The sequence below is a fragment of the Radicibacter daui genome, from assembly GCA_030657355.1.
GTDB lineage: Bacteria > Pseudomonadota > Alphaproteobacteria > Radicibacterales > Radicibacteraceae > Radicibacter > Radicibacter daui.
Genome location: CP131056.1, coordinates 3325482 through 3351250, shown reverse-complemented (window position 1 = coordinate 3351250; position 25769 = coordinate 3325482). Strand labels below are relative to the sequence as shown.

At 63.4% G+C, this 25769-nt stretch carries 24 protein-coding genes and 1 tRNA gene; 23 read left to right on the top strand and 2 right to left on the bottom strand.

The window, feature by feature from the left end:
• The first annotated feature begins 79 nt into the window (after nucleotides 1-79).
• On the top strand, nucleotides 80-2011 hold the full coding sequence (gene dnaG / locus QTL98_RS15710) for a DNA primase (RefSeq protein ID WP_445679411.1): 1932 nt from the start codon (nucleotides 80-82) through the stop codon (nucleotides 2009-2011).
• A 156-nt stretch (nucleotides 2012-2167) separates the two neighbouring features.
• The gene (rpoD, locus tag QTL98_RS15705; RefSeq protein ID WP_445679410.1) at nucleotides 2168-4150 is read left to right on the top strand and encodes an RNA polymerase sigma factor RpoD; all 1983 of its coding nucleotides are present in this window, start codon (nucleotides 2168-2170) and stop codon (nucleotides 4148-4150) included.
• Between the two features lie 67 nt (nucleotides 4151-4217).
• On the opposite strand, the gene QTL98_RS15700 is transcribed toward rpoD, so the two are convergent.
• Nucleotides 4218-4757, bottom strand: coding sequence for a 4'-phosphopantetheinyl transferase family protein (locus QTL98_RS15700; protein WP_445679409.1), 540 nt, complete (start codon nucleotides 4755-4757; stop codon nucleotides 4218-4220).
• A 114-nt stretch (nucleotides 4758-4871) separates the two neighbouring features.
• Here QTL98_RS15700 and QTL98_RS15695 point away from each other — a divergent pair, with 114 nt between their 5' ends.
• The 19 genes from QTL98_RS15695 to QTL98_RS15605 all read left to right on the top strand — a co-directional run bounded on the left by QTL98_RS15695 (nucleotide 4872) and on the right by QTL98_RS15605 (nucleotide 21591).
• A complete protein-coding gene (locus QTL98_RS15695; RefSeq protein ID WP_445679408.1) occupies nucleotides 4872-5270 on the top strand; it encodes a hypothetical protein in 399 nt (132 codons plus the stop codon).
• A gap of 12 nt (nucleotides 5271-5282) precedes the next feature.
• Entirely contained in the window at nucleotides 5283-6017 is a 735-nt protein-coding gene (locus QTL98_RS15690) for a beta-ketoacyl synthase chain length factor (protein ID WP_445679407.1), read from the top strand.
• Nucleotides 6010-6786 carry a lysophospholipid acyltransferase family protein gene (locus tag QTL98_RS15685; protein ID WP_445679406.1) on the top strand — a complete coding sequence of 259 codons (777 nt, stop codon included), beginning with the start codon at nucleotides 6010-6012 and terminating at the stop codon, nucleotides 6784-6786. Before QTL98_RS15690 ends, QTL98_RS15685 begins: the two co-directional genes overlap by 8 nt.
• Complete coding sequence (locus tag QTL98_RS15680) at nucleotides 6783-7052, top strand: phosphopantetheine-binding protein (protein ID WP_445679405.1); 270 nt, start codon at nucleotides 6783-6785, stop codon at nucleotides 7050-7052. Before QTL98_RS15685 ends, QTL98_RS15680 begins: the two co-directional genes overlap by 4 nt.
• Nucleotides 7045-7293: an acyl carrier protein gene (locus tag QTL98_RS15675; protein WP_445679404.1), complete on the top strand. Its 249-nt coding sequence runs from the start codon at nucleotides 7045-7047 to the stop codon at nucleotides 7291-7293. The genes QTL98_RS15680 and QTL98_RS15675 overlap by 8 nt, the downstream gene beginning before the upstream one ends.
• Nucleotides 7274-7855 (top strand): COG4648 family protein, encoded by a 582-nt coding sequence (locus QTL98_RS15670; RefSeq protein ID WP_445679403.1) that lies wholly within the window; start codon nucleotides 7274-7276, stop codon nucleotides 7853-7855. Before QTL98_RS15675 ends, QTL98_RS15670 begins: the two co-directional genes overlap by 20 nt.
• Nucleotides 7852-9549 carry an ApeI family dehydratase gene (locus QTL98_RS15665; protein WP_445679402.1) on the top strand — a complete coding sequence of 566 codons (1698 nt, stop codon included), beginning with the start codon at nucleotides 7852-7854 and terminating at the stop codon, nucleotides 9547-9549. Before QTL98_RS15670 ends, QTL98_RS15665 begins: the two co-directional genes overlap by 4 nt.
• Nucleotides 9546-11294: a glycosyltransferase family 2 protein gene (locus QTL98_RS15660; protein ID WP_445679401.1), complete on the top strand. Its 1749-nt coding sequence runs from the start codon at nucleotides 9546-9548 to the stop codon at nucleotides 11292-11294. The genes QTL98_RS15665 and QTL98_RS15660 overlap by 4 nt, the downstream gene beginning before the upstream one ends.
• Nucleotides 11291-11701: an acyl-CoA thioesterase gene (locus QTL98_RS15655; RefSeq protein WP_445679400.1), complete on the top strand. Its 411-nt coding sequence runs from the start codon at nucleotides 11291-11293 to the stop codon at nucleotides 11699-11701. Before QTL98_RS15660 ends, QTL98_RS15655 begins: the two co-directional genes overlap by 4 nt.
• On the top strand, nucleotides 11694-12320 hold the full coding sequence (locus QTL98_RS15650; protein WP_445679399.1) for a LolA family protein: 627 nt from the start codon (nucleotides 11694-11696) through the stop codon (nucleotides 12318-12320). The genes QTL98_RS15655 and QTL98_RS15650 overlap by 8 nt, the downstream gene beginning before the upstream one ends.
• 3 nt (nucleotides 12321-12323) lie before the next feature.
• Nucleotides 12324-14606 carry an MMPL family transporter gene (locus QTL98_RS15645; protein WP_445679398.1) on the top strand — a complete coding sequence of 761 codons (2283 nt, stop codon included), beginning with the start codon at nucleotides 12324-12326 and terminating at the stop codon, nucleotides 14604-14606.
• 3 nt (nucleotides 14607-14609) lie between these two features.
• Entirely contained in the window at nucleotides 14610-15842 is a 1233-nt protein-coding gene (locus QTL98_RS15640) for an NAD(P)/FAD-dependent oxidoreductase (protein ID WP_445679397.1), read from the top strand.
• Nucleotides 15821-16447 (top strand): DUF3261 domain-containing protein, encoded by a 627-nt coding sequence (locus tag QTL98_RS15635; protein ID WP_445679396.1) that lies wholly within the window; start codon nucleotides 15821-15823, stop codon nucleotides 16445-16447. Before QTL98_RS15640 ends, QTL98_RS15635 begins: the two co-directional genes overlap by 22 nt.
• A 3-nt stretch (nucleotides 16448-16450) precedes the next feature.
• Nucleotides 16451-17647, top strand: coding sequence for a beta-ketoacyl-[acyl-carrier-protein] synthase family protein (locus QTL98_RS15630; protein ID WP_445679395.1), 1197 nt, complete (start codon nucleotides 16451-16453; stop codon nucleotides 17645-17647).
• Complete coding sequence (locus tag QTL98_RS15625; RefSeq protein WP_445679394.1) at nucleotides 17644-18120, top strand: hotdog family protein; 477 nt, start codon at nucleotides 17644-17646, stop codon at nucleotides 18118-18120. The genes QTL98_RS15630 and QTL98_RS15625 overlap by 4 nt, the downstream gene beginning before the upstream one ends.
• Nucleotides 18113-18838 (top strand): 3-oxoacyl-ACP reductase FabG, encoded by a 726-nt coding sequence (gene fabG / locus QTL98_RS15620; RefSeq protein WP_445679393.1) that lies wholly within the window; start codon nucleotides 18113-18115, stop codon nucleotides 18836-18838. The genes QTL98_RS15625 and fabG overlap by 8 nt, the downstream gene beginning before the upstream one ends.
• The gene (locus QTL98_RS15615; RefSeq protein ID WP_445679392.1) at nucleotides 18835-20064 is read left to right on the top strand and encodes a beta-ketoacyl-ACP synthase; all 1230 of its coding nucleotides are present in this window, start codon (nucleotides 18835-18837) and stop codon (nucleotides 20062-20064) included. The genes fabG and QTL98_RS15615 overlap by 4 nt, the downstream gene beginning before the upstream one ends.
• A gap of 119 nt (nucleotides 20065-20183) precedes the next feature.
• A tRNA-Ile gene (locus tag QTL98_RS15610) sits at nucleotides 20184-20260 on the top strand.
• 296 nt (nucleotides 20261-20556) lie between these two features.
• Nucleotides 20557-21591 carry a sensor domain-containing diguanylate cyclase gene (locus QTL98_RS15605; RefSeq protein WP_445679391.1) on the top strand — a complete coding sequence of 345 codons (1035 nt, stop codon included), beginning with the start codon at nucleotides 20557-20559 and terminating at the stop codon, nucleotides 21589-21591.
• Here QTL98_RS15605 and QTL98_RS15600 read toward each other — a convergent pair.
• Complete coding sequence (locus tag QTL98_RS15600) at nucleotides 21588-22517, bottom strand: LysR family transcriptional regulator (protein ID WP_445679390.1); 930 nt, start codon at nucleotides 22515-22517, stop codon at nucleotides 21588-21590. The two genes, QTL98_RS15605 and QTL98_RS15600, sit on opposite strands and share 4 nt — an antisense overlap.
• A gap of 292 nt (nucleotides 22518-22809) precedes the next feature.
• Here QTL98_RS15600 and QTL98_RS15595 point away from each other — a divergent pair, with 292 nt between their 5' ends.
• Both QTL98_RS15595 and QTL98_RS15590 read left to right on the top strand, forming a co-directional pair.
• Entirely contained in the window at nucleotides 22810-23763 is a 954-nt protein-coding gene (locus tag QTL98_RS15595) for a tripartite tricarboxylate transporter substrate binding protein (RefSeq protein WP_445679389.1), read from the top strand.
• Nucleotides 23764-23780: 17 nt separating this feature from the next.
• A complete protein-coding gene (locus tag QTL98_RS15590) occupies nucleotides 23781-25754 on the top strand; it encodes a tripartite tricarboxylate transporter permease (protein ID WP_445679388.1) in 1974 nt (657 codons plus the stop codon).
• Nucleotides 25755-25769 lie beyond the last annotated feature (15 nt).

Sequence of the window (25769 nt, the reverse complement as noted above, 5' to 3'; positions counted from 1 at the left end):
CCTGTTGCGGGCGCAGTTATCGCCATAAAATCAGCTTCCTGATGGATAAGCCTCCCGATGAGGGGGTAATGTTTTCGCCATGTCGCTTTCCCCCCAGTTTCTTGACGAGCTGCGCGCGCGCGTTCCGGTTTCGGAAGTTGCCGCCAAGCGGCTGAAGCTCACGCGTGCCGGGCGTGAGTTCAAGGGCTGCTGCCCGTTCCACGGGGAAAAAACACCCTCCTTCTACATCAATGACCAGAAGGGTTTTTTTCACTGCTTCGGCTGCGGCGCGCATGGCGACGTGCTGAGCTTTGTGATGCGGCACGACAATCTCGCTTTCATGGAAGCGGTGGAGCTGCTGGCGGGCGAGGCCGGGCTTGATGTGCCCAAGCCCACGCGCGAGGAAGCCGAGAAGGTCGAGCGGCAAAAGACGCTCTATGACCTGATCGATGCGGCTGCCCGCTTCTTCGAGGCGCAGCTGCGGGCGCCGGCCGGGCGGCAGGGGCTCGATTATTTCCGCCGCCGCGGCCTTGATGACGAGGCGATCACGCGCTTTCGCCTCGGTTACGCGCCGCAGGATGCGCAGGCCCTGATCGCCGCACTGAAACGCGACGGGTATGAAGAAGCCGACATGATCGAGGCCGGGCTCGTGCGCCGGGCCGATGACGGGCGGCTGTTCAGCTTCTTTCGCCACCGGGTGATGTTTCCCGTCGGCGACCGGCGCGACCGGATCGTCGCCTTCGGTGGCCGCCTGATGGAAGGCGACGGACCCAAATACATCAATACCGGCGACACCCCGCTCTTCCACAAGGGCCAGCTGCTCTACAACATGGCAAGCGCCCGCAAGGCCGCCGCCGATGGCCAGCCGCTCATTGTGGTGGAAGGCTATATGGATGTGATTGCGCTGGTGCGTGCCGGCTGGGACGGGGCGGTGGCGCCGCTCGGCACCGCGCTCACCGAAAGCCAGATTGAGGCGCTGTGGAAGCTGCAGCCCGGCGGGCGGCGGTTGCCGATCCTGTGTTTTGATGGCGACGGTGCCGGGCGCCGTGCGGCTGCCCGTGCTGCCGACCGCATCCTGCCGATGCTGAAGCCGGACCATTCGGTGCGGGTTGCCTTCCTGCCGGAAGGGGAAGACCCGGACTCGCTGTTGAAGAGCAGCGGCCCGGCGGCCATGCGCACCGTGCTGGAGGAGGCGCGTGATCTTGCCGCGCTCATCTATGCCATCGAGCGCGAGGCGACACCCGACACCACGCCTGAATCAATGGCCGGCCTCAAGGCCCGCCTCAATGACCGCGCCTCCGGCATCCAGAACGGCGATGTGCAGCAGGCCTATCGCAGCTGGCTGATGGAGCGCTTCTTCAACGAGCAGCGCCAGCGCCCGGCGCAAGCCCCCGCTGCCGGAGGGCAGCAGGGAGGCTGGCAACCGCGCAACGCCGGCGGCTGGAGCGGGGGCGGAGGCTTTCAGGGGCGGGGCGGGCGCCGCGGCGGGCCGCCGCCGGTGCAAATCCAGCGCAGGCGCCCTGGCCAGAGCATGCCGTCTTCCAAAGAACTGCTGCTGGCCATCGTGCTGGTGCGGCCCGGAATCTTCGACCATGTCGCCGAACCGCTCGGGCACCTTGAATATGGCGGGGATGGGCGTCTTGACAATTTCCGCCAGAAACTCATAAGTGCACTCTCCGAGGCCCCGGATCTTGACTCGGCGGCCCTCAGCAACCAACTCAGTCTTTCCGGGTACGACCGGATCGTTGCCGAGTTGAGGGAGATGGCAGCCTCCCACGCCCGTTATGCGCTGGGTGGGGTGCCGGATAGTGTGGTCTTGAGCCGATGGAATGCGCAGCACATGGCGCTGCAGCGTGACCATCTGCTGGATGAACTGAAGGAAGCAGGTCGCATGCGGCTTTTGAAGCCCGATAGCTTCGCGGAGGAACGCGTGGCCGAGCTGCACCGCCAGATAGAACATCTCGATCAAGCACTGAACAACCTTGGGGAGGATGACGACCAGCCCGCCGCCTGGACAGGCTCGGGAGGGTAGTTCACCCCATGGTAAGAGACGTTTCGTACCGGAATTGTTGAGGTTTTCGCCCGCAGAACTATTCCCCCCGCCGGATGGCAAGGTCCGCCGGGAGACAAAGGAATAGCCCTGACGGGCCATTTTCGTGGCGCCGCCCGCCCGTGGAGAGAGTAGCGAATGGCTAGCAAAGCGCAGACAGCCGAAGCCCAGGAGCCGCGCGAGGAGGCTGCCGAGGGCCCGATGCTGGATATCACCCAGCAGGCCGTCAAGAAGATGATCGCCAAGGGCAAGGAGCGCGGCTACATCACCTATGATGAGCTGAACGCCACCCTGCCCCCGGAAAAGATGTCCTCCGAGCAGATCGAGGACGTGATGGCCCTCCTCAGCGAGATGGGCATCAACGTCGTCGATAATGACGAGGCCGAGGAAGGCGCCGCCACCGAAGAGGATGGCGAGAGCGAAGCCCGGGGCGCCACTGGCAACATCGACGATGAAGATATCGGCCGTACCGATGACCCGGTGCGCATGTATCTGCGCGAGATGGGGTCGGTCGAGCTGCTGTCGCGCGAAGGCGAGATCGCGATCGCCAAGCGCATCGAGGCCGGCCGCGAGATGATGATCGGCGGCATTTGCGAAAGCCCGCTGACCCTCAAGGCCATCATCGAGTGGCATGACGCGCTGCGCGAAGGCAAAATTCTGCTGCGCGACATCATCGACCTCGACGCCACCTATGGCGCCGGCCCGGATGGCGCCGACGGCGAAGTGGGCGAAGACGGCCCGGACATGGAAGAGCGTGCCGAGTCCGACGAGGAAAACGAGAGCGAAGGCGAAGGCTCCGCTGAAGGCGGCGAGGGCAGTGACGGTGAAGGCCCCGCCGGCGAGGGCGAGGACAACGGCATGTCCCTCTCCGCCATGGAAGAGGCGCTGAAGCCGCAGGTCATCGAGACCTTCGAGAAGATTTCCGACACCTACGACAAGCTGCGCAAGCTGCAGGAAAGCCGCATGGAGGCTTTCACCAGCGGCGAGGCGCCGACCGCCCAGTCCGACAAGCGCTATGACAAGCTCAAGCAGGAGCTGGTCGAGCTGATGGAGACGGTGCGGCTCAACAACAACCGCATCGAGCAGCTGGTCGAGGAACTCTACGGCCAGAACAAGTCGCTGCTGGCGCTGGAAGGCCGCCTGCTGCGCGTGGCGCTCGACTGCCGCATCAAGCGCGAGGATTTCCTTGGCCAGTATTATGGCCACGAGCTTGATCCCGGCTGGCTGGAGCGTGTGGGCAAGTCCACCTCCAAGGCATGGCAGAAGTTCGCCCTGCGCGTGGATGAAGTGAACGCCATCCGCGGCCGCATCCAGGAAGTGAGCGAGGCCGTGCGCCTGCCGGTGGGTGAGTTCCGCCGCATCGTGCAGACGGTGCAGAAGGGCGAGAAGGAAGCCAGCCGTGCCAAGAAGGAAATGGTGGAGGCGAACCTTCGCCTCGTCATCTCCATCGCCAAGAAGTACACCAACCGCGGCCTGCAGTTCCTGGACCTCATCCAGGAAGGCAACATCGGCCTCATGAAGGCGGTCGACAAGTTCGAGTACCGCCGCGGCTACAAGTTCTCGACCTACGCCACCTGGTGGATCCGTCAGGCCATCACCCGCTCCATCGCGGACCAGGCCCGTACCATCCGTATCCCGGTGCACATGATCGAGACGATCAACAAGCTGGTGCGCACCAGCCGCCAGATGCTGCACGAGATCGGCCGCGAGCCGACCCCGGAAGAGCTGGCGGAACGTCTGATGATGCCGCTGGAGAAGGTGCGCAAGGTCCTCAAGATCGCCAAGGAGCCGATCTCCCTCGAAACGCCGATTGGCGATGAGGAAGACAGCCACCTCGGCGATTTCATCGAGGACAAGAACGCCATCCAGCCGATCGACGCCGCGATCCAGGCCAACCTGCGCGAAACCTGCACCCGCGTGCTCGCCAGCCTGACCCCGCGCGAGGAGCGTGTGCTGCGCATGCGCTTCGGCATCGGCATGAACACCGACCACACGCTGGAAGAAGTTGGCCAGCAGTTCTCGGTGACGCGCGAGCGTATCCGCCAGATCGAAGCCAAGGCCCTGCGCAAGCTCAAGCACCCGAGCCGCAGCCGCAAGCTGCGCAGCTTCCTCGATACCTGATCTCCCGAAGGGGCGTTTCAGAACCGTTAGTACAAGAACCCTTCCGGTCCCGTCCGGAAGGGTTCTTTTATTCTGGCGCCATCAGGGGCGCATTTCCCCACGCCAGTGCCCCTTCATATTCGGGCCAATCTCCACAGCGGCTAACGGTCAGAGCCATGGGGGATGGCAGGGTTTTGCCCAGTGCCTTTAAGCTGGCCTCGTAACGACACCAGCCCCGGTAAAAATCACCCTCCGGCACTTCATAACCCTGCTCTGTCAGCCAGCGCGTGAGGGAAGCGATGCGCCTTCCAGGGTCACGAAACTCGACATCGATGCCCACCGGCCCCGCAGGGTTAAGGGCAACGGCAATGAGCCGGCGGCTGTGGCTGATGCTGGCGTGGTACAGCTTGCCATTCGCTGTTATCCAAGGGCGTCCACCCTTGTCCTTTTGAAAGGAGATATCGCACTCTGGCAACGTGTCGCGTGCCAGAGATAGGAGAAGCTCCTGCGCCCTTTGCGAGGTGCGGCTGCGGTCCGGTCGTTCATGGTGGCCTTGCCCGTCGAGCCAGCACCAGCGCCAAAATGGGGTGCTGTCATGGATCGTATCCAGGCTGTTTTCTGTCGGCATTTTGTCAGCTTGCTGAAACAGATTGAGCTTTATGGTCGTGCTGTCGGGATTTCTGTTCCATCCCGACGATAAAATGCATAAACGAATGCGTTGATATGCAAGGGGGAGTTTTCAATGCGTGTTTTCCGGTTTGCTGTAGCAGCCCTTTTCATGTGCCTTCTGGTTTCGTGCCGGGCGCCGATCTATCAGGTGAGCGATGCGGAATTTCCGGCAGGTACGGAAAAGCTGAGCATGGCCGACATCAAGAGCGTGATCGTGCAGGTGGCTGCCGGCCGTGACTGGATCGTGTCTGAGACGGCTCCGGGCAAGCTGGTGCTGACCTATTCGCCGCGGGATGTAGAAGCCAAGGTCGAGGTGGATTTCGATCTCAAGAAATTCTCGATCCGCTATGTGGACAGCGTCAATCTCCTTTATGACGGTACCGAAATTCACCGGAACTATAATCGCTGGGTCAATAATCTTCAGCATGACATCCTTTCCGGGGTCTCGGTGAAGGTTGCTTCTGCCTCCTGACCGTTCTCTGTGATGACCGCTTTCAGTCTCCGTTTTCGCCGGACCCGGTTCTGGGGCGCACTTGATGGCTCGCTGGTCGAGATCAGCGAACCGGAAGGTGCGCGCCTGCCGGCCGGCGAGGCAGGCTCGCTGGCAACGGCTGTCCAGCCGATGTGGCGGCGGCGGCTCAATCCATTTGGCCGGATATCGATCCAGACGCTCACCCATGCGCTGGAGACACTGGAAAATCCGCGCGTCGTGTTCGCCTCGCGCCACGGCGATATGGAGCGCACCGTCAGGCTGATCGAGCAGGTTGCCAGCGACGGCACGGCGTCGCCCGCTGATTTCAGCATGGCCGTGCACAACGCTATCGCCGGCATTGCCTCCATCAACTGGCGGATAACTGCCAGCCACACCGCAATTGCAGCCGGTGAGGATACGGTGGTTTGCGCGCTGACAGAGGCTTTCTGCCAGCTTGCCGAAGCCCCGTCACAGCCAGTGGTTCTGGTCTATATCGATCTGCCGTTGCCGGAGATATATGCCGCCCATGACGACCCGGATGCCGCACCGGTTGCTATTGCAACGGTGCTGGAAAATGCCGGGCTGGAGCAAGGGAGCTTCACGGCCAGCTATGTTCCGGGGGATGGTGTTGGCGATCGCTGCAGGCAGCACGCCCGGCTCTTTTGTGACTTTGCACTCGATGCCGGGCAGATGTCGGCGGGGTTGATAGGCCGTAACGCCGGATGGAGGCTGGTGCGCAATGTATAGAAGCCTTGCGAAATGGCGCCGGGTACTGGCGACGGCGGCTTCTTTTACCGTCTTTGGCGTTGGCGGCTTTTTGCTGGCGACGACGGTTTTTCCGCTGCTGTTGCTGGCCATCCGCAATCCGGAGCGACGGCAGGCAGCGGCGCAGGGGCTGGTGTGCCGGAGTTTTGGCGGGTTCGTCCTGCTCTTGCGCTGGATGGACGTGGCGAGCGTTGAGGTGAGGGGTGCGGAACGGCTGAGCGCGGCGTCGGGGGCTGTGATCATTGCCAACCACCCGACCCTGCTGGATGTCGTGATCATTCTTGCCATGATGAAGCGTTGCCAGTGCGTGGTGAAGCAGAGCCTGCTGCGAAACCCGTTTCTGGGCGGGGTGGTGCGGGCGACCGGCTATATCCGCAACGGCGAGGATGCGGAGAATGTGATCCACGAGGCGGCACGCCAGCTACGCTCCGGCGCCAGCATCGTGATCTTTCCGGAAGGCACCCGTACCGCGCCGCGGCAGGTGCTGGGGCCGTTGCAACGCGGCGCTGCCAATATTGCGATTGAGGCCGGCGCCCCATTGATCCCGGTAGTGGTGCGGTGTAACCACGACACCCTGAAAAAAGGATCAAAATGGTATGACGTACCCGCGTCGCGTATCGACTACGTTCTGGAGGTCGGGACGCCACTGGTTTTCGGGGGAGAAAACGATAACGAGCAGCCAAGGCCGCTGCGGGCCCGTGCCCTGACGGGCGTTATAAATAATTATTTCATGGACAGGTTATCAGCATGACGTCGCTGGAAAATGAGCTGAAACTCTTCATCATCGAGACGCTTAATCTCGAAGATGTGAAGCCCGAGGATATCGACAGCAGTGAGCCGTTGTTTGGCGAGGGGCTGGGGCTGGATTCAATCGATGCGCTTGAGCTGGGCGTCGAGCTGCAGAAAAAATACAAGGTCCGGATCGATCCCAAGAAAGATGATGTGAAGGCGCATTTCGCCTCGGTCAGGGATCTCGCGGCTTTTCTGGTGGCTAGGGAGGCCGTTTCCAATGCGTAGCCGTGAGGATGTTTACCAGAAGCTGCAGGAGCTTCTGGTCGAGCTGTTTGATGTGCCGGCAGAGCGCGTAAAGCCCGATGCCCTGCTGTTCGAGGATCTTGAGCTGGACAGCATCGACGCTGTCGATCTGATGGTTCGTTTTCAGGAATTGACCGGCAAGAAGATATCGCCGGCCGAGTTCAAGTCGGTCCGGACGGTTGATGATGTTGTCGGCAAGATCCATGCCCTCCTCGGCAGCTAGGAGAGCGCTTGACGCTCTCCTGATCGTCGTGACGGTCTGTTATCCGTTCAGTGTCTATTTCACCGAACGCATGGCCTCGGCCGGCTGGTCGCTGGCTGTGCTGCTGGTGGTGATCGTGCTGCGAGCGGGGCTGTTTTTTGCCTCGGGGCGGCGGCTTGCCGGTGTGCTTGCGCTTGGTGTCGCGGCGGCGCTGGCCGGTTTTCACCAGTTGGGGCAGCTGGATGCGGTCCGGCTTTATCCGGTTCTGGTCAATCTGGTGTTTGCCGCCGTGTTCGGCACGACGCTGGTCTTTCCGCCGTCCCTGATCGAGCGGCTGGCGCGGCTGCGCGAGCCCGATCTTGATGCCTATGGCGTGCAGTACACCCGGCGGCTGACGCTGGTCTGGGTGGTGTTCTTTATCCTGAATGCGGGCCTTTGTACCTGGGCGGGGCTTGCCTGGCCGACAGAATACTGGGCGCTTTATACCGGGCTTGTTTCCTATCTGCTGGTGGGCGCGCTTTTTGTGGGCGAATGGCCCGTGCGCCGTTATTGCCGGCGCCGCCATGAAAGGCAGGCCTCGTGAGCGGCCTGTTTGATGCCCTGCTGGCGCCGGAACACCGGTCTCGCACCGTGTGTCTTGAAGCCGGACGCCGTGTTTCAGCCGCAGATATCTCCAGCCAGATCGACCGGCTCGCGCCTCACATGGGTGCCCGGCGTATCGCGCTCAGCTGCCGGTCGGCCCGGCTTTTCCTTGTGGCGCTGGTAGCGATCTGGCGCAGTGGCGGCACAGTGGTGCTGCCTGCCAATGACCGGCCCGGTTATCTGGCTGAAATCGCGCAGAGCTTTGACCAGCTGATGGATGATGCGGCAATTGCCGGTTATCTGGCTCTCGGTGACGCCGACACCGCGTCCGTCCCGCTGCCGGCGCCGGAGGAATGCAGGCTGGTGTTTTTCACCTCCGGCTCTACCGGAGCGGTGAAGGAGGTTCCCAAGACCCTCGCCCAGCTGGAGAGCGAGGTGGCGGAGCTTGAGCGCCACTGGGGCGCGGGGATGGACGCTGCCGGCTGCACATACGGCTTCGTTTCGCACCAGCATCTCTACGGCCTCGTCTTCAGGCTGTTATGGCCGGTCATCGCCGGGCGGCCCTTCAAGGCTGAACAGGTCGAGCGCTGGGAGGCTGTTGCCGCCGACCTTGCTCCGGCGGATATCCTCATTGCCACGCCGGCTCATCTGCGCTCCCTGCACGCAGCGCCCGCGCCCGGCGCCGGGCCCGGCGTGGTTTTCAGCGCAGGCGGCCCCCTTGAGCCGGAAACGGCAAACGAGGCCGCGCGTTGCCTTGGCTTTTTCCCCACGGAAATCTATGGCAGCACCGAAACCGGGGCTCTTGCCTGGAAGCAGCAGGATGCTGCCGGGACCGGTGGACTGCTCTGGTCGGCGTTGCCGGGGGTGGAGGTTGCCGGCAACGCTGCCGGTTGCCTGACCGTCAAGGCCGTCTATGTCGCTGGGCAGAGCTGGTTTGAAACCCAGGATCTTGCGGTCATGGCGCCGCAGATCGGGCGCTTTGAACTCAAGGGGCGGGCGGACAGGGTGGTTAAGATAGCCGGCAGGCGCGTTTCCATTTCCGCGGTCGAGCGGCGGTTGCTGCAAAACGAGTTGGTGAGCGATGCCGTTGTGTTTCCCGGTGACGGGAGCGGGGCAGCCCGTCTGGCGGCGGTAATTGTGCCGTCAGCAGCCGGCGCGGAGCGCCTTGCCGATCTGGGCACTTTCCGGTTTGGCCGCCTGCTGAGGGCCGAGCTCGCCCGGTATGAAGAAGCTGCGGCTCTGCCGCAGCACTGGCGCTTCGTGGAAGAAATGCCGGCGGACAGCCAGGGCAAGCGCCCCTATCACCTGCTGGCCTCGCTTTTCGAGCCCGGTGAGGCGGAGGCTGCGGGCATCCCCGTGCTGGAGGAAATCAGGGAAAGCGAGCGGTGTTATCGGGTGCGGCTGCGCCTTGACGAAAAACTGCTCTATTTCAAAGGGCATTTTGCCGAATTCGCGCTGCTGCCCGGTGTGGTTCAGCTCGACTGGGCCGTAGAACTTGCCCGTACCCTGTTTGAAATGCCGGCCGATCTCTCTGAGGTCGGGCCGCTCAAGTTCCGCCGTCCGCTGGTGCCGGGAGCCGAGGTGGACCTGGTGCTTGAGCAGGACCCGCAGCGCCCGAGGATCGCCTTTCGCTATCTTGTGGCCGGCGAGGAGCACGCCAGCGGCGTACTGAAATGGGATGCCCGGTCCCCATGAAAATCTGCGCAGTCATTCCGACCTGCAATCATTACAAGGCCCTGCCGGAGATTGTCCGGCGGCTGCGGGATGCCGGGCTTACCCTGTACGTCATCGATGATGGCTCGCGGGCGGAGGCAGCCATCCACATTGCCGCACTGAACGATCCTGCCGGGGGAGTTCATGTCGAGCGGCTGCCGGTCAATGCCGGCAAGGGCGCTGCCGTCATCAAGGGGCTGGAGCTTGCCTCGCGCGCCGGCTTCAGCCACGCCGCGCAGATCGACGCCGACGGGCAGCATGATCTGGCCCGGCTGGACGAGATGATGCGCCTGTCGCGGGAGGCGCCGCAGGCGCTGGTAACCGGTGTGCCGCAATATGACCGCTCGATCCCGCTGGGGCGAAAGCTGGGGCGTTGGATCACGCATTTCTGGGTATGGGTGGAGACACTCTCCTTCGTCATTCGCGACAGCATGTGCGGGTTTCGGGTCTATCCCGTGGAAGCCAGCCTCGCCGTATGGCGCGAGGAGCCGGTTGGCCGGCGTATGGATTTTGATACCGAGATCATGGTCCGGCTGTTCTGGCGCGGCGTTCCGGTCCGGCAGTTGCCTGTCGGCGTGACATACCCTGCCGGCAATCTCTCGAATTTCCGCGGGCTGGCGGACAATGTGCGTATCAGCTGGATGCATACGCGCCTTTTCTTCGGGATGGTGCGGCGGCTGCCGGGTTATCTGGCGCGGGGCGCGCGCTGGGCGCGCGGTCCGGCTGTCGGCCCGTCAGCGGCAGGGGGGGCGGAGCGCCAGAACTGGGCAAACCTTGGGGAGCGGGGCGGGTATTTGGGCCTTCGTTTCCTGTTCGCAGTCCACGCGCTTTTCGGGCGGCGTCTGTGCTCCTGGGCCATGCTGCCGGTAATCTTCTATTTCTATGCCAGCGGCAGGACGGCGCGGGATGCCTCCCGCGCGTTCCTGGCCCGGGTCCGGCGCGTGGGTACCCCGGCCGGTGTGCTGGTGCCCGGCAGCTTCGGGCATTTTTTGCAATTCGGCGGTGCGCTCCTCGACAAGATTGCGGCCTGGAGCGGCCAGATAACGACAGATGATGTGCGCCTGCCGGCAGGGGCTGACAGTCTCTTTTCCTTCCTGCCGAAGGATGAGGCCATCATCCTCTTCGTCTCCCATTTCGGGAACATCGAGGTGATCCGGGCGATTGCCAGCATGGAGCGGGACTTCCGCGTCAATGTCCTGCTGCACCAGAAAAACGCGGCAAAGTTTGCGCGCATTCTTCAGCAAGCCTCCGCCCGCTCACAGGTCGACCTGATCGAGATCGAGGATATGGGGCCGGGCACTGCCATGGCGCTCAGCGAGAAAGTGGCGCGCGGTGAATGGGTGGTTATCGCCGCCGACCGGCTGCCCCCTTCCGGCGAGGGGCGCGGCGTGAGCGTACCCTTTCTGGGCGAAGCGGCAGAATTCCCGCAAGGGCCCTATATCCTCGCCCATCTTTTGCAAAAGCCGGTCTATATGGCCGCCGCCTGGCGTGAAGATCAGGGATACCGGCTGGCATGCGACAAGCTGGCGGACAGGATCATCCTGCCCCGGGCCAGGCGGTCTGCGGCAATCGCTGCCAACGCGGCGCACTATGCGCGCTGGCTGGAAAGGCTGGTTCTGCGCGCGCCGGGCCAGTGGTTCAATTTCTATGACTTCTGGGCTGCCCGCCCTGATCAGCAACCGGCCGGGCCTGAAGCGGCGCCGCAAGAAGGGTCATTGGCGAAATGATAACGGCCAGAACAGCAATCAAGGTGCAGTTCAACCATCTGGACCCGATGGGGGTGGTCTGGCACGGCAACTACATCGCCTTCATGGAGGCGGCGCGGTCCGATCTTCTCGGGATGATTGGCTATAATTATCCGGAGATGGACCAGTCCGGTTATTTCTGGCCGATCGTCGACATGAAGGTGAAGTATATCCGGCCCGGCCGGTTCGGTCAGGTGCTGGATATCCAGACGACACTCAAGGAATACGAAAACCGGCTGTGCGTGGATTATCTGATCCGGGATGCCGCCACCGGCGAGAAGATGACAAAGGCCAGCACCATCCAGGTTGCTGTGGAGAAGGTTAGCGGGGAAATGCAGTTCCGCTCGCCGGACTGCTTCATCACTCTGGTGGAGGCATTCGGTGCGTAATCTGGCCTGTCTTCTTCTGCTGATGCTGATTGTCGTGGCCGGTGTGAACGCGGCCCATGCTGAAAGCCCGCAGCCCGGCGGCCCCCGGCTGGGGGCAGATCAATATCTGCAGGGTGACTTCGTGATGGAGCGCCATCTGGCAGGCTTTGAAAAGCCGCTGACCTCACGCGGGCATTTTGTTGTCGCGCCTGCTTCCGGCCTCCTCTGGCAGACGCAGGAGCCTTTTGCCGGAACGACCATCCTGACCCCGTCCGGCATTGACCGGCTTGATGCCGGCGGCGCCCGCTCTCATGTCGCGAGCGGAGACCAGTTTGCGGCCATCGCCCGGCTGATTGCCGACATGCTTGCCGGCGATATCGCGGCCCTTAAAGACGGCTTTGCTATCAGCACCCGGCAGCAGGAGGGCGGGCGCTGGAGCGCCGTGCTGACACCGGCAAGCGGCAATCCGGTGGCAGCCGCGGTCAGCCAGCTTGAGGCCGAAGGAGGGCAGTTTGTCTCTCAGGTAAAGGTGGGGCGCCCCGGTGGTGACTTTGACCTGATTGCCCTTGAAAACCAGTCCGTCGCCGCCTTGCCGCTGCCGGATGAGGCCGCGCAGTTCCTCGGCAAGGGGAGCAACTGACGGGTGCGGGCTTTCCTGTGGTGTGCGCTCCTGCTGGCGGTGCTGGCTGCAACCGTCTGGCGGCTGGAGACCGGCACCGGCAGTTTCAGCGGTGATTTTCTCTCCCTTGTCGGGGCGGAGGCGAGCCCGCAATCAGGCGGGGCGGATGATGTAGAGGCGGCGCGCCATATCGTTGCGCAGGATGCAGGGCGTGCAATCTTCCTGCTCTCCGGCAAGGATCGTGGGGTTGTAACCACAGCAGCGGGCGATCTTGCGCAAAAGCTGCTTGCGCTGCCGGGGACGGCAGGGGTCACCTCGCCTGCAAACCAGCAGGAGCGTCTGGGCAAGCTCATGGCGCTCTATGGCCTGTATGAGCCCGGGTTACTGGCGGAAAAGGACCGGCAGGCGCTGATGCAGGGCAAGGGCGAGGCGCTTTACCAGCGTGCCTTGCAGACTCTTTTTTCTCCCGAAATGCCGGTCAGTGCCCGTTCTCTGGCAGCTGATCCCTTCTTCCTGCTGCCACCCTTCCTGCTGGAACTGGCTGAAAAGGCGGGCGGCGGCTCGGGCATCGTTGAAAAGGACGGGCTGTTCCACGCGCCGGTCTATGTTGCCCTCAGGGACGGAACCGGCCTTGCTGCCGGACAGTGGGTGAGCGGTGTTTCGCAGATATTGGCCGGGCTGGATCTGCCGGACGGTGTTTCGCTCCGGCGCACCGGCCAGGTGTTCTTCTCGCAGGCACAGCAGGTCTCGGCGCGGCTGGATGTGCAGCGCATCGGCCTTTGGGCGAGCCTTGCTATTGTTGCCATGTTCCTGCTGGTTTTCCGCTCCTGGGTCCCACTGCTGCTGGGCCTCTTGACGGTTGGCAGCGGCGTGCTGGCCGGATTTGCATCCGTACTGTTCTGCTTCAGCTCGGTGCATGTGATCGCGCTTGTTTTCGGCACCAGCCTGATCGGCATGGCCGTTGACTATGCGCTGCATCTGGCAACGGTGCCCTTGCCGGGCGGGGATGGGCAGGCAAGGTTGCGGCGTATCCTGCCGGGGCTTTTGCTTGGGCTCGTCACGTCGGTCGCGGGATTTGCCGCGCTGGCAATCACTCCGGCCGTGCTGCTTTTCCAGATCGCCGTCTTTTCTGCCACGGGGCTGATCGCGGCGTTCCTGACGGTTTTTTTCGTCGGCCCGGTGCTGCCGCAGCGGCCTGTGCGCCCCTTCTGGCTGGCGGCTCCTGCGCTTGCGGCAGTCGAGCGCTTTTATGAGCGCCTGCGCCTTGGCCGGCGCGCCCGAATAGCGGCATTGCTGGTCATGATTGCCGCGGCAGCGCTGGCCGTGATGCTGGTGCGGGGCGACGACGACATAAGGCGGCTCGGGCGCGTTGACCCGGACCTGCGCGATGAAGCGGCAACCATCTCGAATGTGCTCTCCCTTGGCGCCCGGCCCTTTGTGATCCGGGTAAGCGGAGCCAGTGCCGAACAGCGCCTTGAACGTGAAGAAGAACTGCGGGCAAAGCTTGCGCCGCTGATCGTAGAGGGGGCGCTTCAAGGGCTGTTGAGCCCTGCCGACTTTATCCCTTCGCTCAGGCGCCAGCAGCAGGACCGGGCGCTGGCCTTGCAGGCCCTCTATGGGCCCTATGGCGACAAGCTGGCGCAGAACCTGCCCGTGCCGGTCAACGGGCCGGCGAGTGCGGGACTTGCTTTTGACGGAGCTGTGCGTGCCGCCCTGCCGGAACTGGCTGCCCTTGCTTATGACGACGGCAGCGATCTGGTGCAGTTGCGGGGAGTAAGCGATGTGGCGCGGGTGGAGGCGGTGGTCCGGCAGGCGGACTATGCCCGTCTGATTGATCCGGTCGAGATGATCTCCCGCCAGTTGGGGGATTACCGGCACAAGGCCGGTTTCGCCCTGGCGCTGACCGCTCTTGCCGCTCTTGCCATTGCGACCTGGCGGTATGGCTGGTTTACCGGGCTTTGTGTCTGTGCGGCGCCTTGCGGGGCGGTTCTGGCCGCGCTTCTGGGCAGTCTCCTGCTGGGTGTGCCGAGCAATCTCTTTACGACGATGGCACTCGTTCTGGTGTTCGGAGTGGGGGCCGATTACGTGCTTTTTATTGCCGAGAGCCGGGGGGTGACCGAAGGGCACGGAACCAGCCTTGCCGTCTTCCTTTGCCTTTTAAGCAGCCTTTTCGGTTTCGGTTTGCTGGCCACCAGCTCGGTCCCGCTTGTCAGTGATATCGGCAGTGTGATCGCCCTTGGTCTGGTGGCGGCCTGGCTGCTGGCACCGCTGATGGCCCGTGACACTGCCCGTGGCGGCGAGGGTTGAAGAATGCATGATTGTGATGTGGCGATTATTGGCGCGGGGCCGGCCGGCAGCGTAGCCGCCAAGTTCCTGACAGATGCAGGTCTTTGCGTCACCGTGCTGGAGGCCCAGCATTTTCCGCGCTTCATGATTGGCGAGAGCCTGCTGCCCAACAGCATGAATATCCTTGAGCGCTGCGGCCTGCTTGAGGCGGTCAGCAAGGCGGGCTTCCAGTTCAAGACCGGGGCGGTTTTCCAGCGGGCCGAGATGCGGCGGTCCATTGATTTTCGCGAGAATTTCGAGAGTGCCGGCTGGGGAACGACCTTTCAGGTGCAGCGCGCCCGCTTCGATGCCCTGCTGGCCGAAGAGGCCGCCAAGGCCGGCGCCAGGGTGCGCTTCGGGCACAAGGTCGAGGCGGCCCGGCTGAGGGAGGGGGACTGCCACCTTTCCTTTGTGGATGAAGCCGGACGAGCCGGGCAGCTTTCATCCCGCTTTGTCGTGGATGCCAGCGGCTTTGGCCGTGTGCTGCCGCGCCTCCTGGATATGCCGGATGCCAGCAGGCTGATGCCGCGACGGGCGATTTTCGGCCATTTTGCCCTGCAGCCGGGGCTGCCGGATTTTGACCGGGAAAGGATACTGATCACCGTTCATCCGGACCGGCAGGACATCTGGTACTGGCTGATCCCGTTTTCAGACAACAGCGCGTCTGTCGGTGTGGTGTTCCCGGAGGAAGATGCCGCCGGGGCAGGCAGTGTCGGGGAAGCCTTCGGGCGGTTGGTCGCCGCCACCGATCTGGCGCGCCTGCTCTCCGGCGCCCGGCCGGTGCGCGAGCTTTCAAGCCTTGCCGGATATGCCAGCAGGGCCCACGAGCTTCATGGTGACGGTTATGTGCTGCTCGGCAATTCGGCAGGGTTCCTCGACCCCATCTTTTCTTCCGGCGTTACCATCGCGCTTTATTCCGCCGAACTTGCCGCCAGGGCGATCATCAGCCGCTGCCGCGGGGAGGTGGTTGACTGGGAGGCGGCCTATGCGGGCCCGCTCGGTCAGGGGGTCGATACGTTCCGCTCCTATGTCAGCGCCTGGTATGACGGCCGCTTGCAGGACATCATTTTCAACCAGCCCGAAGAAGATTCCCCGCTCAAGCGCATGATCGTCTCAATTCTGGCCGGATATGCGTGGAACCGTGAAAACAAGCTGGTCGCCCAGACTGATCGTTATCTCAACATGTTGTACGAGTTATGCGCCACTACGCCTGCCTGATCCTTGCCGCGCTGCTGATGAGCGGCTGCGCTGCCTCCCACCCTTCCGCAAGCGGAACCACTGCGGTTCCCGCTGCCACTACGGCTGTATCTACACGGATCGAGCTTCAGCCGGGCCTTGCCCTTGAGCTGCCGCGCGAGCCGTGGCCGGCAAGTGCCGGCACTGTTGATGTCGAGCAGCAGATTGTCGCGACCGCCCCTGATGGCAGCACCAACGAGTTTGCCGCCCGGCTGGCTATGAAGCCCGGCGATGTGCATATCGTCATGCTGGATGGCCTCGGACGACGGGCAATCGACGCACACTGGACTGCCTCGTCACTGGAGGTGAACGCTGCGGACTGGCTGCCCCGACAGGTCGATCCCCGCCGCGCGCTGGCGGATGTGCTCCTGGTCTACTGGCCGCAGGACGTGCTGAAGCAGGCCTTGCCGCAGACAGCCGAACTGCTTGAGCTTGAAGGGGGGCGTGCCATTCTGGATCGCCAGACCGGCAAACCCCTTGTCGAGATAAACCGGCCGCAGCCGGACCAATGGCAAGGCGCCGCCAGCCTTGCGAATCTTGATCTTGGTTACAGCCTGACCATCCAATCCCGAAAGCTTGGGGAGTAGGCCATGCAGGAAGCTGCGCTGTATCTGCAGGCGCTGGGCATTGTCTCCGCCCTCGGCATTGGCAAGGACGAGACCGTTGCCGCGTTGCAGGGGCTGCGACCTTCCAGCATGGCGGCCCGGCCGGGCTATCTGCCGGAGCGCGAGGTAGTGGTTGGCGAGGTGCCAGGCACGCTGGAGGCCTTGCCTGCCGGCATGGACGCCCATGATACCCGCACGAACCGGCTTTTATGGGCTGCAGCCCGGCAAATCCGGCCCGAGATAGAAGCTGCCCTTGGCCGGTATGGCGCCGGGCGCATTGGCGTCGTTTTGGGAACAAGCACCTCCGGAATAGAGGAGGGCACCGCGGCCTATGCCCATTATTTGCAGGACGGGCGGCTTCCGGATGGTTTTGTCTATCGCCGGCAGGAGTTGAGCGGGCCGGCGGAGTTTCTGCGCGATGCGCTGGGCGTGGCCGGGCCCGCCTACACCATTTCCACCGCCTGTTCCTCCAGTGCCAAGGTTCTGGCGGCCGGGCGCCGGCTTGTGCGTATGGGGCTTTGCGACGCAGTGCTGGTGGGAGGCGTTGACGGGCTTTGCCGCTTTACCGTTGCCGGGTTCGATGCGTTGAGCTCGGTCTCGGCGACATTGTGCAATCCCATGAGTACCAATCGCGATGGCATCAATATCGGCGAAGGCGCCGCCCTTTTCCTGATGGGGCGGGAAGAGGCGCCGGTTGCCCTGCTTGGCGTCGGGGAGTCTTCCGATGCCCATCACCCCAGCGCGCCGCACCCGGAAGGCAAGGGCGCAATTGCCGCCATGCGCATGGCGCTGGCCGAAGCGGGCCTGACCCCGGACGAGATCAGCTATCTTAACCTTCATGGCACGGCAACGCCGCTCAATGACGAGATGGAAGCCCGCGCCGTTGTCGAGGTGCTGGGCCACCACGTCGCCGCCAGTTCCACCAAACCCCTTACGGGCCATACGCTGGGGGCTGCCGGCGCCATCGAGGCGGCTATCCTCTGGCTGCTGCTGGCTGTACCGGGCATGTCGCTGCCCCGCCATGTCTGGGATGGCGCCGCCGATCCGGCCCTGCCGGAACTGGCGCTGGTGACAGGCGCCCGCCTCGTGCCGAAAGGCAGGATAGCCATGATGAGCAGTTCGTTTGCTTTTGGTGGCAGCAACGCGGCTGTGATTCTGGCCCGCGGGGCCGGTGCGGCATGAGCGAACTCGCAGGCTTCCCGCCCGTCGCGGCGCTGGTGCCGCATGCGCCGCCCATGCTGCTGATTGACCGGATTGCTGCGGCCAGCGCCAACAGCATGACGGTGAAGGTGCAGGTCACGGCGGCCAGCCTGTTTTACCGGCCGGGCCGGGGGGTGCCGTCCCATGTGGGGATTGAATATATCGCCCAGACCATCGCGGCCATCGCGGGGTATCGCCAGCATCTGGCGCAGCAGAAGGTAGAGCCCCGCGTCGGTTTCCTTCTCGGGACACGCCGCATGTCGGTTCTGGAGCCGTGGTTTGTACCGGGCTCGCAGCTTGATGTGGCAGTCGAAGGCATCTTTGAAGACGGGCAGATGGCCGTCTTTGACGGGACTGTCCATAACGAGGGGCGTTTGGTAGTAAGCGCCAGGGTCAACGTATATCAGCCGGATGATCTCCGGGACTTTTCACAGAAAAACGAAGAAATTGGCTAGACTCATTCTCGTGACGGGCGCCAGCAAGGGCATTGGCGCCGCCGTTGCCCGCCGGCTGGCGCGGGACGGCTTCGACATTGCAATCCACTATAATTCCGATGCGGAAGGCGCCGGCGCCGTCGCGCGGGATGTGGAAGCCTGCGGGCAGGCCGCCTTGCGCCTCCAGTTCGATGTGGCAGACCGCCAGGCAACCGCTGATGCGCTGGAAGCCTTCATGGCAAGCCATGGCGCGCCCTACGGGCTGGTGATGAATGCCGGTATTGCCCGTGATGCGCCGTTTCCCGCCCTAGAGGGGGAGGACTGGGATGCCGTGCTCGGTACCAATCTTGACGGCTTTTACAATGTTGCCCGGCCGCTGGTGATGCCGATGATCCAGGCCCGCAAGGGAGGGCGTATTGTGGCGCTCACCTCCATTGCCGGGCTCGCGGGAAATCGCGGTCAGGTCAACTACTCCGCGTCCAAGGCCGGCATCATCGGTGCGGTCAAGGCGCTGGCGCTGGAACTGGCCAAGCGGAAGATAACAGTCAATGCCGTGGCTCCCGGCGTCATCGAGACACAGATGACCGAGGGGCTTCCGGCAGAACATCTGGAAGCGCTCATTCCGATGCGGCGCTACGGCACGGCAGACGAGGTGGCTGCGGCTGTCGCTTTCCTATGCGGGGACGAGGCGGGTTACATCACCCGGCAGGTCATAAGCGTGAACGGGGGAATGTTATGAACCGGCGTGTCGTCGTAACCGGCATGGCCGGCATCACCGCGCTCGGGGATGACTGGGCGGGCATCAAGGAAAAGATGCTGGCCGGGCAGACCGGTATTCGCCGGATGGAAGACTGGGAAGGGCGGTATGACCTCCGCACCCGGCTGGCCGCCCCGGTAAGCAGCTTTGAAACCGGCACCCGCTTTACCCGCAAGCAGGCAAGGGGAATGGGCCGTGTCGCCGAAATGGCGGCAAGCGCCACGGCTGCGGCACTCGGCGAGGCCGGCTTGCTGGAGGAAAAGGCCCTGCTGCGCGGCGGGCGGGTGGGTATTGCCTATGGCTCGTCCTTCGGCAGCACGGCGCCGGTGGTGGGCTTTGCCAGACTGATGGAAACCGGCAATTCCAACACCATTACCGCAACCAGCTATATCCAGATGATGAGCCATACGGCAGCGGTGAATATCGGCCTGCTCTATGGCATTTCCGGCCGCATCATCCCGACTTCCACGGCCTGCACTTCCGGCAGCATGGGTATCGGCTATGCCTATGAGGCCATCAGGTTCGGCCTTCAGGATGTGATGATTGCCGGCGGGGCAGAGGAGCTGTGCCCGACCATGGTGGCGGTGTTTGATACGCTTTTTGCCACCAGTGTGCGCAATCATGACCCGGAGCTGACGCCGCGGCCTTTCGACCGCAACCGGGACGGCCTTGTGATCGGCGAGGGAGCGGCGACGCTCATCCTTGAAGAATATGAACATGCAAGGGCGCGCGGTGCGACCATTTTGGCGGAGATTGTGGGGTTTGCCTCCAACTCCGACGGCGCGCATGTAACCCAGCCCGTGCCTGGCACGATCCGGATCGCCCTGCAGCAGGCCCTGGCGTCTGCCGGGCTTGCTGCCGATGACATCGCACTCGTCAACGGCCATGGCACGGCAACGGATCACGGGGATGTCGCCGAGAGCCATGCAACGCGCGATGTGTTCGGGCGGGCAGTGCCACTTCATACGCTGAAGGGCCATTTCGGACACAGCCTGGGTGCCTGCGGCGCCATTGAAGCCTGGCTTGGTATTGAGATGATCCGGGAGAAGATGGTTATCCCGATCGCCAATCTCGAGGCGGTCGATCCAGCCTGTGCGGAACTGGATTATATCGCCGGCTCGGTTCGTGAGGTGGATGCAGAACACTGGATGTCGAACAACTTCGCTTTTGGCGGCATCAACACGTCGCTGATTTTCCGCGCCGCCTGAAGAGGGGCCCCTGTGGGTCCAGCCTTCCGGCTTCGCTGCCGCGAGGTTTTTCTTCTGCCGCAGGTGCGTCATGAACTTGCAATCGTCGGCCGGTTTCGCCAAATTGCGCCGGCGCTCGGGGGCCGATAGCTCAACTGGTTAGAGCCGACCGCTCATAACGGTCTGGTTGGGGGTTCAAGTCCCTCTCGGCCTACCAGCGCACTTCTTTCCCAAATCCCGCAATTGTCTGCGCCGGCGCTCCTTCTGCTCCGGCGGACTTCATGCATGCCTGCTGCATAAATTGAATTTTGTGAAAAATTTTATGAGTATTGGTTGCGGGAGATGCAGCTCGATCAGAACAGATCGCCTCCCGGCCATTAACTATGTGATGCGTCCTATGCCGTGTCATTGAAGGGCCTTGGTTATAATTTCCTTCTTATGCAAACTGGACTGTGCCCACCGCCCTGCGGTGGACGAAACGGCTGTCGGCTGGCTGCCAGTATTTGAGCAGCAATGGGGGTTATCATTTCTGCGGCGCTTCTCGACCGGGTTTTCGAGACCCTATCTGTCTCCCGCTCTCTGGAAGAACTGACACGGCCCCTGCTCGGTCTGCTGCAGGCGGTCACCGGGCTCGACAGCGCCTATCTGACCCAGGTGGATGAAGGCGCGGGCGTGCAGAGCATCCTCTTTTCCAACAACAGCCGCGCCATGGTGATTCCCGAAGGGCTGTCGGTGCCGTGGGGCGATACCCTTTGCAAACGCGCCCTCGATGAAAACTGCGCCTATACCGACGATGTTGCCGCCCGATGGGGTGAGAGCGAGGCTGCCAGGGCACTGGGCATCCAGACCTATGCCAGCACCCCCATCTATCTGGAAAGCGGGGCGCTTTATGGCACGTTGTGCGCGGCAAGCTCCGAGCGTCGGCCCTTGTCGCCCGACGGCCAGCAGGTGCTCTCGCTGTTTTCCACCCTGATCGCCCAGCAGGTTCAGCGCGAGCAGTTGCTGGAGCAGCTTCAAAGCGCCAACCGTGCACTTGAGGCGGCATCGGTTACCGACATGCTGACCGGGCTGCCCAACCGCCGGTTCATCTTCGATGAGTTGCGGCGGCTGTTCCTGCTTGCCGGCCGCGCCGGGCAGAAGGTGCTGGTCGCCTTTGTCGATCTGGATGGTTTCAAGGCGATCAATGACAACTGGGGCCATGAGGTTGGTGATGCGTTTCTGGTCGAGGTTGGCCGGCGGCTTGCGGCCGGGCTCAGGGCCAGCGACACGCTCGGGCGGCTGGGGGGCGACGAGTTCGTGATCATCGGCCTTACTGCGCCGGGCGAGCGGCCGGGGCAGGCGGCGGAAGCGGCCCATCGCCGGCTCACCCCTCTGCTGGTCGGCCACTATGCCCTGCGCGGCGTGGCCTTCGATTATCAGGGCGCCAGCTTCGGCGTGATCGAGGCCGACCCGGCGGAAACAACGCCAGAAGACGCCCTGCGTGACGCCGATACGCTGATGTATCAGGACAAGAAGAAAAACCGCGAGGCGCGCCGGGCGGCGGGTTAGCGCAGCTGGGCTGCCGTCAGCCGCAGCGGCGTGATGGCGGCGGCTTGTCTGATCTCGTTTGCCAGATAATCCACGAACACCCGCACCTTGGCTGAAAGATTGTGCCGCTCGGGATAGACCGCCGCGATGTTGGCGGTCTGCAGATAATGCGGCAGCACCACCTTCAGCCGGCCGTCACGCACATGGCGGGCAATATCCCATTCCGAGCGCAGCATGATGCCGTGACCGTCAAGCGCCCAGCCAAGGGCGATCTCGCCGTCATTGGTGCTGAGATTGCCCGACACCTTGCTGTGCGGCAGCTCGCCGTCCAGCTCGTCAAAGCGCCAGATATCATAGGCATCGTAATCCTGGCGCAGCACGATGCAGTCGTGCCGTTGCAGGTCGGCCAAGGCGCGGGGGACGCCGTGCTGCTCCAGATAGGCGGGGGCGGCGCACAGGAAACGGCGGTTGCGCTGAAGCAGCCGGGTGACCATCCGCGTGGCCGGCGGTATGCCGAAGCGGATGCCGAGATCGATGCCGGCCTCCACCAGGTTCAGCGCGGCGTCCGACAGCACCAGCTGTATCTCGACGTCCGGATAAAGCCGCCGGAAGCTGGAAATTGCCGGCGCCAGATAGGCCCGACCGAAACCGAGCGTGGCGTTGATGCGCAGCAGGCCGGACGGCAGGTCCCGCGTTTTGCCAAGGCTGTGTTCCAGCGCCTCGATCTCGGCCAGCAGGCGAACGGCTTCGGCAAAATAAACCTCGCCCTCGCCGGTCAGGCTGACGCGCCGGGTGGTGCGGTTAAGAAGCCGCACACCCAGCCTGTCTTCCAGCCGCGCCAGCCGGCGGCTGACGGCAGAGGCCGTCAGGCCAAGTTCCCGCCCCGTCGCCGTGAAGCTTTCGTTGCGCGCCAGCAGGACGAAGAAGCCGAGATCTGCATCCATCATTTGTGATTCAAACGCAATAATGATGTTCAGGTTATGAATTTATAAAATTCCATGAAGAAGTCTAGCATTCCTCCGTCCTGTTCAGTGAGCAGGGCATCCACGGTCAGGCGGCTCGAACCGTCAGAAAAGAACCGGGAGTGGAGGAGACGTCAGGGACTTCTGAACCGGATCGATACGATCCGGCGCGACCTCTTCCATTGCGGGTAACCGCCCCCGGACCACGGGAAACGACGCCGAACGCGCGGGCAATGGCTGCCTGCGTCCAATGTTTCGGCGCGAAGAGGAGGATCTCATGAAAATAAGGACAGTTACGGCGGTACTTGCCGCCCTTCTGGCAGCAGCGCCATTTGCCGTGCGGGCGGAGAGCTTCCCGTCCAAGCCGATAACCTACATCATCCCCTTCGATGCCGGCGGCGAGTCCGATATTTCGGCCCGTTTCCAGCAGACGGACTGGGAAAAGGTCTCTGGGCAGCCGGTCATCATCCAGTACCAGCCCGGTGCGGGCGGGGCGCAGGCCTGGTCGCAGCTCAACCAGATTGCCGGCGATGGTTACACCATCATGGGCATCAACCTGCCGCACATCGTGCTGCAGCCGCTGATGGGGTCGGTGGGTTACAAGACGGCCGATCTGGTGCCGGTCAATTTCTTCCACTACACGCCGAACGCGATCTTCGTCCCCAAGGACAGCCCGTACAAGACGCTGGCCGAGCTGGTGACCTACGCCAAGGCCAATCCTGGTATGGTGACCTTTGCCGGTTCGGGTTCCAACTCCGCCAACCAGTTGGGGCAGGCGCAGTTCGACCAGCTTGCTGGCATCAAGACCACCTATGTGCCCTTCTCGGGTACCGGCCCGTCGGTGACCGCCGTGCTGGGCGGGCAGACCACCGGTGGCTTCAACTACGTAACCTCGGGCATGAACCAGGGTGATGCCATGCGCATGCTGGCCGTCTCCGCGGAGGAACGCATGCCGGCCTTCCCCGATGTGCCGACCTTCAAGGAGCTGGGTTACGATCTGGTCGGCGGGGCCTATCGCGGCGTTGCCGTACCGGCCTCGACGCCTGAAGCCGTGCGCCAGCAGGTCTCCGACATCGTCACGAAGATCAATCAGCAGCCGGACTTCATCAAGCGCATGCAGGATGGCGGCTTCGTGCTGACCGACATCGGCTACAAGCAGATGCCGGATTTCATGGTTCGCCAGACCAAAGAATATGAAGCCGGCGCCAAAGCGCTTGGTATCGGCAACTGACCGGCGCGGGTGAAGAGATGCAGATTCTCGGTTACCTCGTCGCAGCGCTGACGCCCTACAATCTCCTGCTGGCCCTTGCGGGGGTATCGCTCGGCACCATTGTCGGCGCGCTGCCCGGGCTGTCAGCGACGATGGCCGTGGCCGTGCTGGTTCCCTTCACCTTCGCCATGGATCCCGCCTCGGGCCTTATCGCCCTTGGCGCGATCTATACCGGCGCCATCTATGGCGGCGCCTTTGCCGCCATCCTTGTCAACACGCCCGGCACGCCTTCCTCCATCGCGACGACCTTTGACGGTTATCCGATGGCGCGCAAAGGCGATGGGGGGCTTGCCATCACGCTGGCGACGATTTCGTCCGTTGTCGGCGGCCTTGTGGGGGCGATCAGCCTGCTGCTGCTCGCACCCCCTCTGGCCAGGGTGGCGCTGGCCTTCGGGCCGACGGAATATTTCTGGCTTGCCATCTTCGGCCTGACGCTGATTGCCTCGCTCTCGGTCGGCAATACGCTGAAGGGCCTGATCGGTGCCTGTTTCGGGCTCTTTCTCTCCACCATCGGCGTGGCCGTGGTGGGCGGGGATGTGCGCTACACGCTGGGCATGCAGCGTTTCCTTGGCGGTATTGACCTCACCTCGGCGATTATCGGGCTGTATTGCATCCCGGTTATCCTCGACCTTGTCGCCACGCCCAACCCGCATCTGAGGGCGGCGGAGACCGGCGGGCTCCGGCTGGCCGAAGGCTTCCGGCTCGCCTGGGCCAACAAGCTCAATGTCCTGCGCTCTTCCGTCATCGGTACGGTGATCGGCATCCTGCCGGGGGCGGGGGGCTCCATCGCCGGGCTCGTTTCCTATACCGAGGCACGGCGCGCCTCGAAGGACCCGGACAGCTTCGGCAAGGGCAATCCCAACGGGGTGATTGCGACCGAGGCGGCCAACAATGCCACGGTGGGCGGTGGCTTTATCCCGACACTCGTGCTCGGCATTCCCGGTACGCCGCCGGATGCCATCATCCTGGGCGCCCTCCTGGTGCAGGGTATCAAGATTGGCCCGGCGCTGTTCAGCGCACAGGGCGCCGTTGTCGATACCTTCATCTGGGGCCTGCTGATTGCCACCGTGCTGATGCTGCCGGCCGGCCTGCTGATCGGGCGATATGCCTTCGCCTCCGTCGTCAAGGTGCCCAAGCCGCTGCTGGCGGCGACCGTAGCGCTGCTGACCGTCATCGGCGCCTTTGCCATCCACTCCAATGTCGATGACGTGCAGACCATGGTCGGGCTGGGTCTCATCTCCTGGCTGCTCTCGCGTTACGGCTTTGCCCCGTCACCGATCGTGCTGGGCCTGGTGCTCGGACAGATCGCCGAACAGGGGTTCGTGCAGACCTATCTGATCGGCCATGCCTCCGGCAGTCTCGGCACGATGTTCTTTGGCCGGCCGATCAGCATCGCCATCATCCTCGCCGCGCTTGCCACCCTGCTGTACCCGCTGGTCAGCCAGCTCCGGGCCCGCAATAAGGCAAAGACCGAGGGTAAGGCTGGCGCGGTGCAGCAGGGCCGCGATACCGGCGGCGTTATTGCGGCCGGTGGCTTTGTCATCCTCGGCGCGCTGATGCTCTGGGGAACCGGCAAGGCTTCTGCGCTGGGCGCCGTGTTTCCGGGCACCATCGCGGTCGCGATGATCGGCTTTTCGCTCGTGCTTGGCTTCATGCTGCTGCGCCGCCGCGGAGCCGGCAGGGCACCGGAAGCCGGGCTGGGCAGTGGCACGCTGCGCCGTATCGCAATCGCGGCCCTGCTGCCGGTCTGGGCGCTTTTGCTCTCCGTTACCGGCTTTCTGGTCACCAGCCTTGCGGCCTTTGCGGTGACGATGGTCATCGCCGATTACAGCCGCACGAGCGCGCGAACCTGGATCATCCGGGCCATTGCCGGTGCGGCCATCGTGACCGGTTTCTGGTGGATCATGGTCCATGTCCTGCTGCTGCGGGTCCCCGCAGGGCTTTTCCTCTAAATCCATTCAAAACAG

Coding starts and splice junctions, on each gene's coding strand:
- dnaG (WP_445679411.1), top strand. CDS start 80: ATGTCGCTTTCCCCCCAGTTTCTTGACGAGCTGCGCGCGCGCGTTCCG.
- rpoD (WP_445679410.1), top strand. CDS start 2,168: ATGGCTAGCAAAGCGCAGACAGCCGAAGCCCAGGAGCCGCGCGAGGAG.
- QTL98_RS15700 (WP_445679409.1), bottom strand. CDS start 4,757: ATGCCGACAGAAAACAGCCTGGATACGATCCATGACAGCACCCCATTT.
- QTL98_RS15695 (WP_445679408.1), top strand. CDS start 4,872: ATGCGTGTTTTCCGGTTTGCTGTAGCAGCCCTTTTCATGTGCCTTCTG.
- QTL98_RS15690 (WP_445679407.1), top strand. CDS start 5,283: ATGACCGCTTTCAGTCTCCGTTTTCGCCGGACCCGGTTCTGGGGCGCA.
- QTL98_RS15685 (WP_445679406.1), top strand. CDS start 6,010: ATGTATAGAAGCCTTGCGAAATGGCGCCGGGTACTGGCGACGGCGGCT.
- QTL98_RS15680 (WP_445679405.1), top strand. CDS start 6,783: ATGACGTCGCTGGAAAATGAGCTGAAACTCTTCATCATCGAGACGCTT.
- QTL98_RS15675 (WP_445679404.1), top strand. CDS start 7,045: ATGCGTAGCCGTGAGGATGTTTACCAGAAGCTGCAGGAGCTTCTGGTC.
- QTL98_RS15670 (WP_445679403.1), top strand. CDS start 7,274: ATGCCCTCCTCGGCAGCTAGGAGAGCGCTTGACGCTCTCCTGATCGTC.
- QTL98_RS15660 (WP_445679401.1), top strand. CDS start 9,546: ATGAAAATCTGCGCAGTCATTCCGACCTGCAATCATTACAAGGCCCTG.
- QTL98_RS15655 (WP_445679400.1), top strand. CDS start 11,291: ATGATAACGGCCAGAACAGCAATCAAGGTGCAGTTCAACCATCTGGAC.
- QTL98_RS15640 (WP_445679397.1), top strand. CDS start 14,610: ATGCATGATTGTGATGTGGCGATTATTGGCGCGGGGCCGGCCGGCAGC.
- QTL98_RS15635 (WP_445679396.1), top strand. CDS start 15,821: ATGCGCCACTACGCCTGCCTGATCCTTGCCGCGCTGCTGATGAGCGGC.
- QTL98_RS15630 (WP_445679395.1), top strand. CDS start 16,451: ATGCAGGAAGCTGCGCTGTATCTGCAGGCGCTGGGCATTGTCTCCGCC.
- QTL98_RS15625 (WP_445679394.1), top strand. CDS start 17,644: ATGAGCGAACTCGCAGGCTTCCCGCCCGTCGCGGCGCTGGTGCCGCAT.
- QTL98_RS15615 (WP_445679392.1), top strand. CDS start 18,835: ATGAACCGGCGTGTCGTCGTAACCGGCATGGCCGGCATCACCGCGCTC.
- QTL98_RS15605 (WP_445679391.1), top strand. CDS start 20,557: ATGGGGGTTATCATTTCTGCGGCGCTTCTCGACCGGGTTTTCGAGACC.
- QTL98_RS15600 (WP_445679390.1), bottom strand. CDS start 22,517: ATGATGGATGCAGATCTCGGCTTCTTCGTCCTGCTGGCGCGCAACGAA.
- QTL98_RS15595 (WP_445679389.1), top strand. CDS start 22,810: ATGAAAATAAGGACAGTTACGGCGGTACTTGCCGCCCTTCTGGCAGCA.
- QTL98_RS15590 (WP_445679388.1), top strand. CDS start 23,781: ATGCAGATTCTCGGTTACCTCGTCGCAGCGCTGACGCCCTACAATCTC.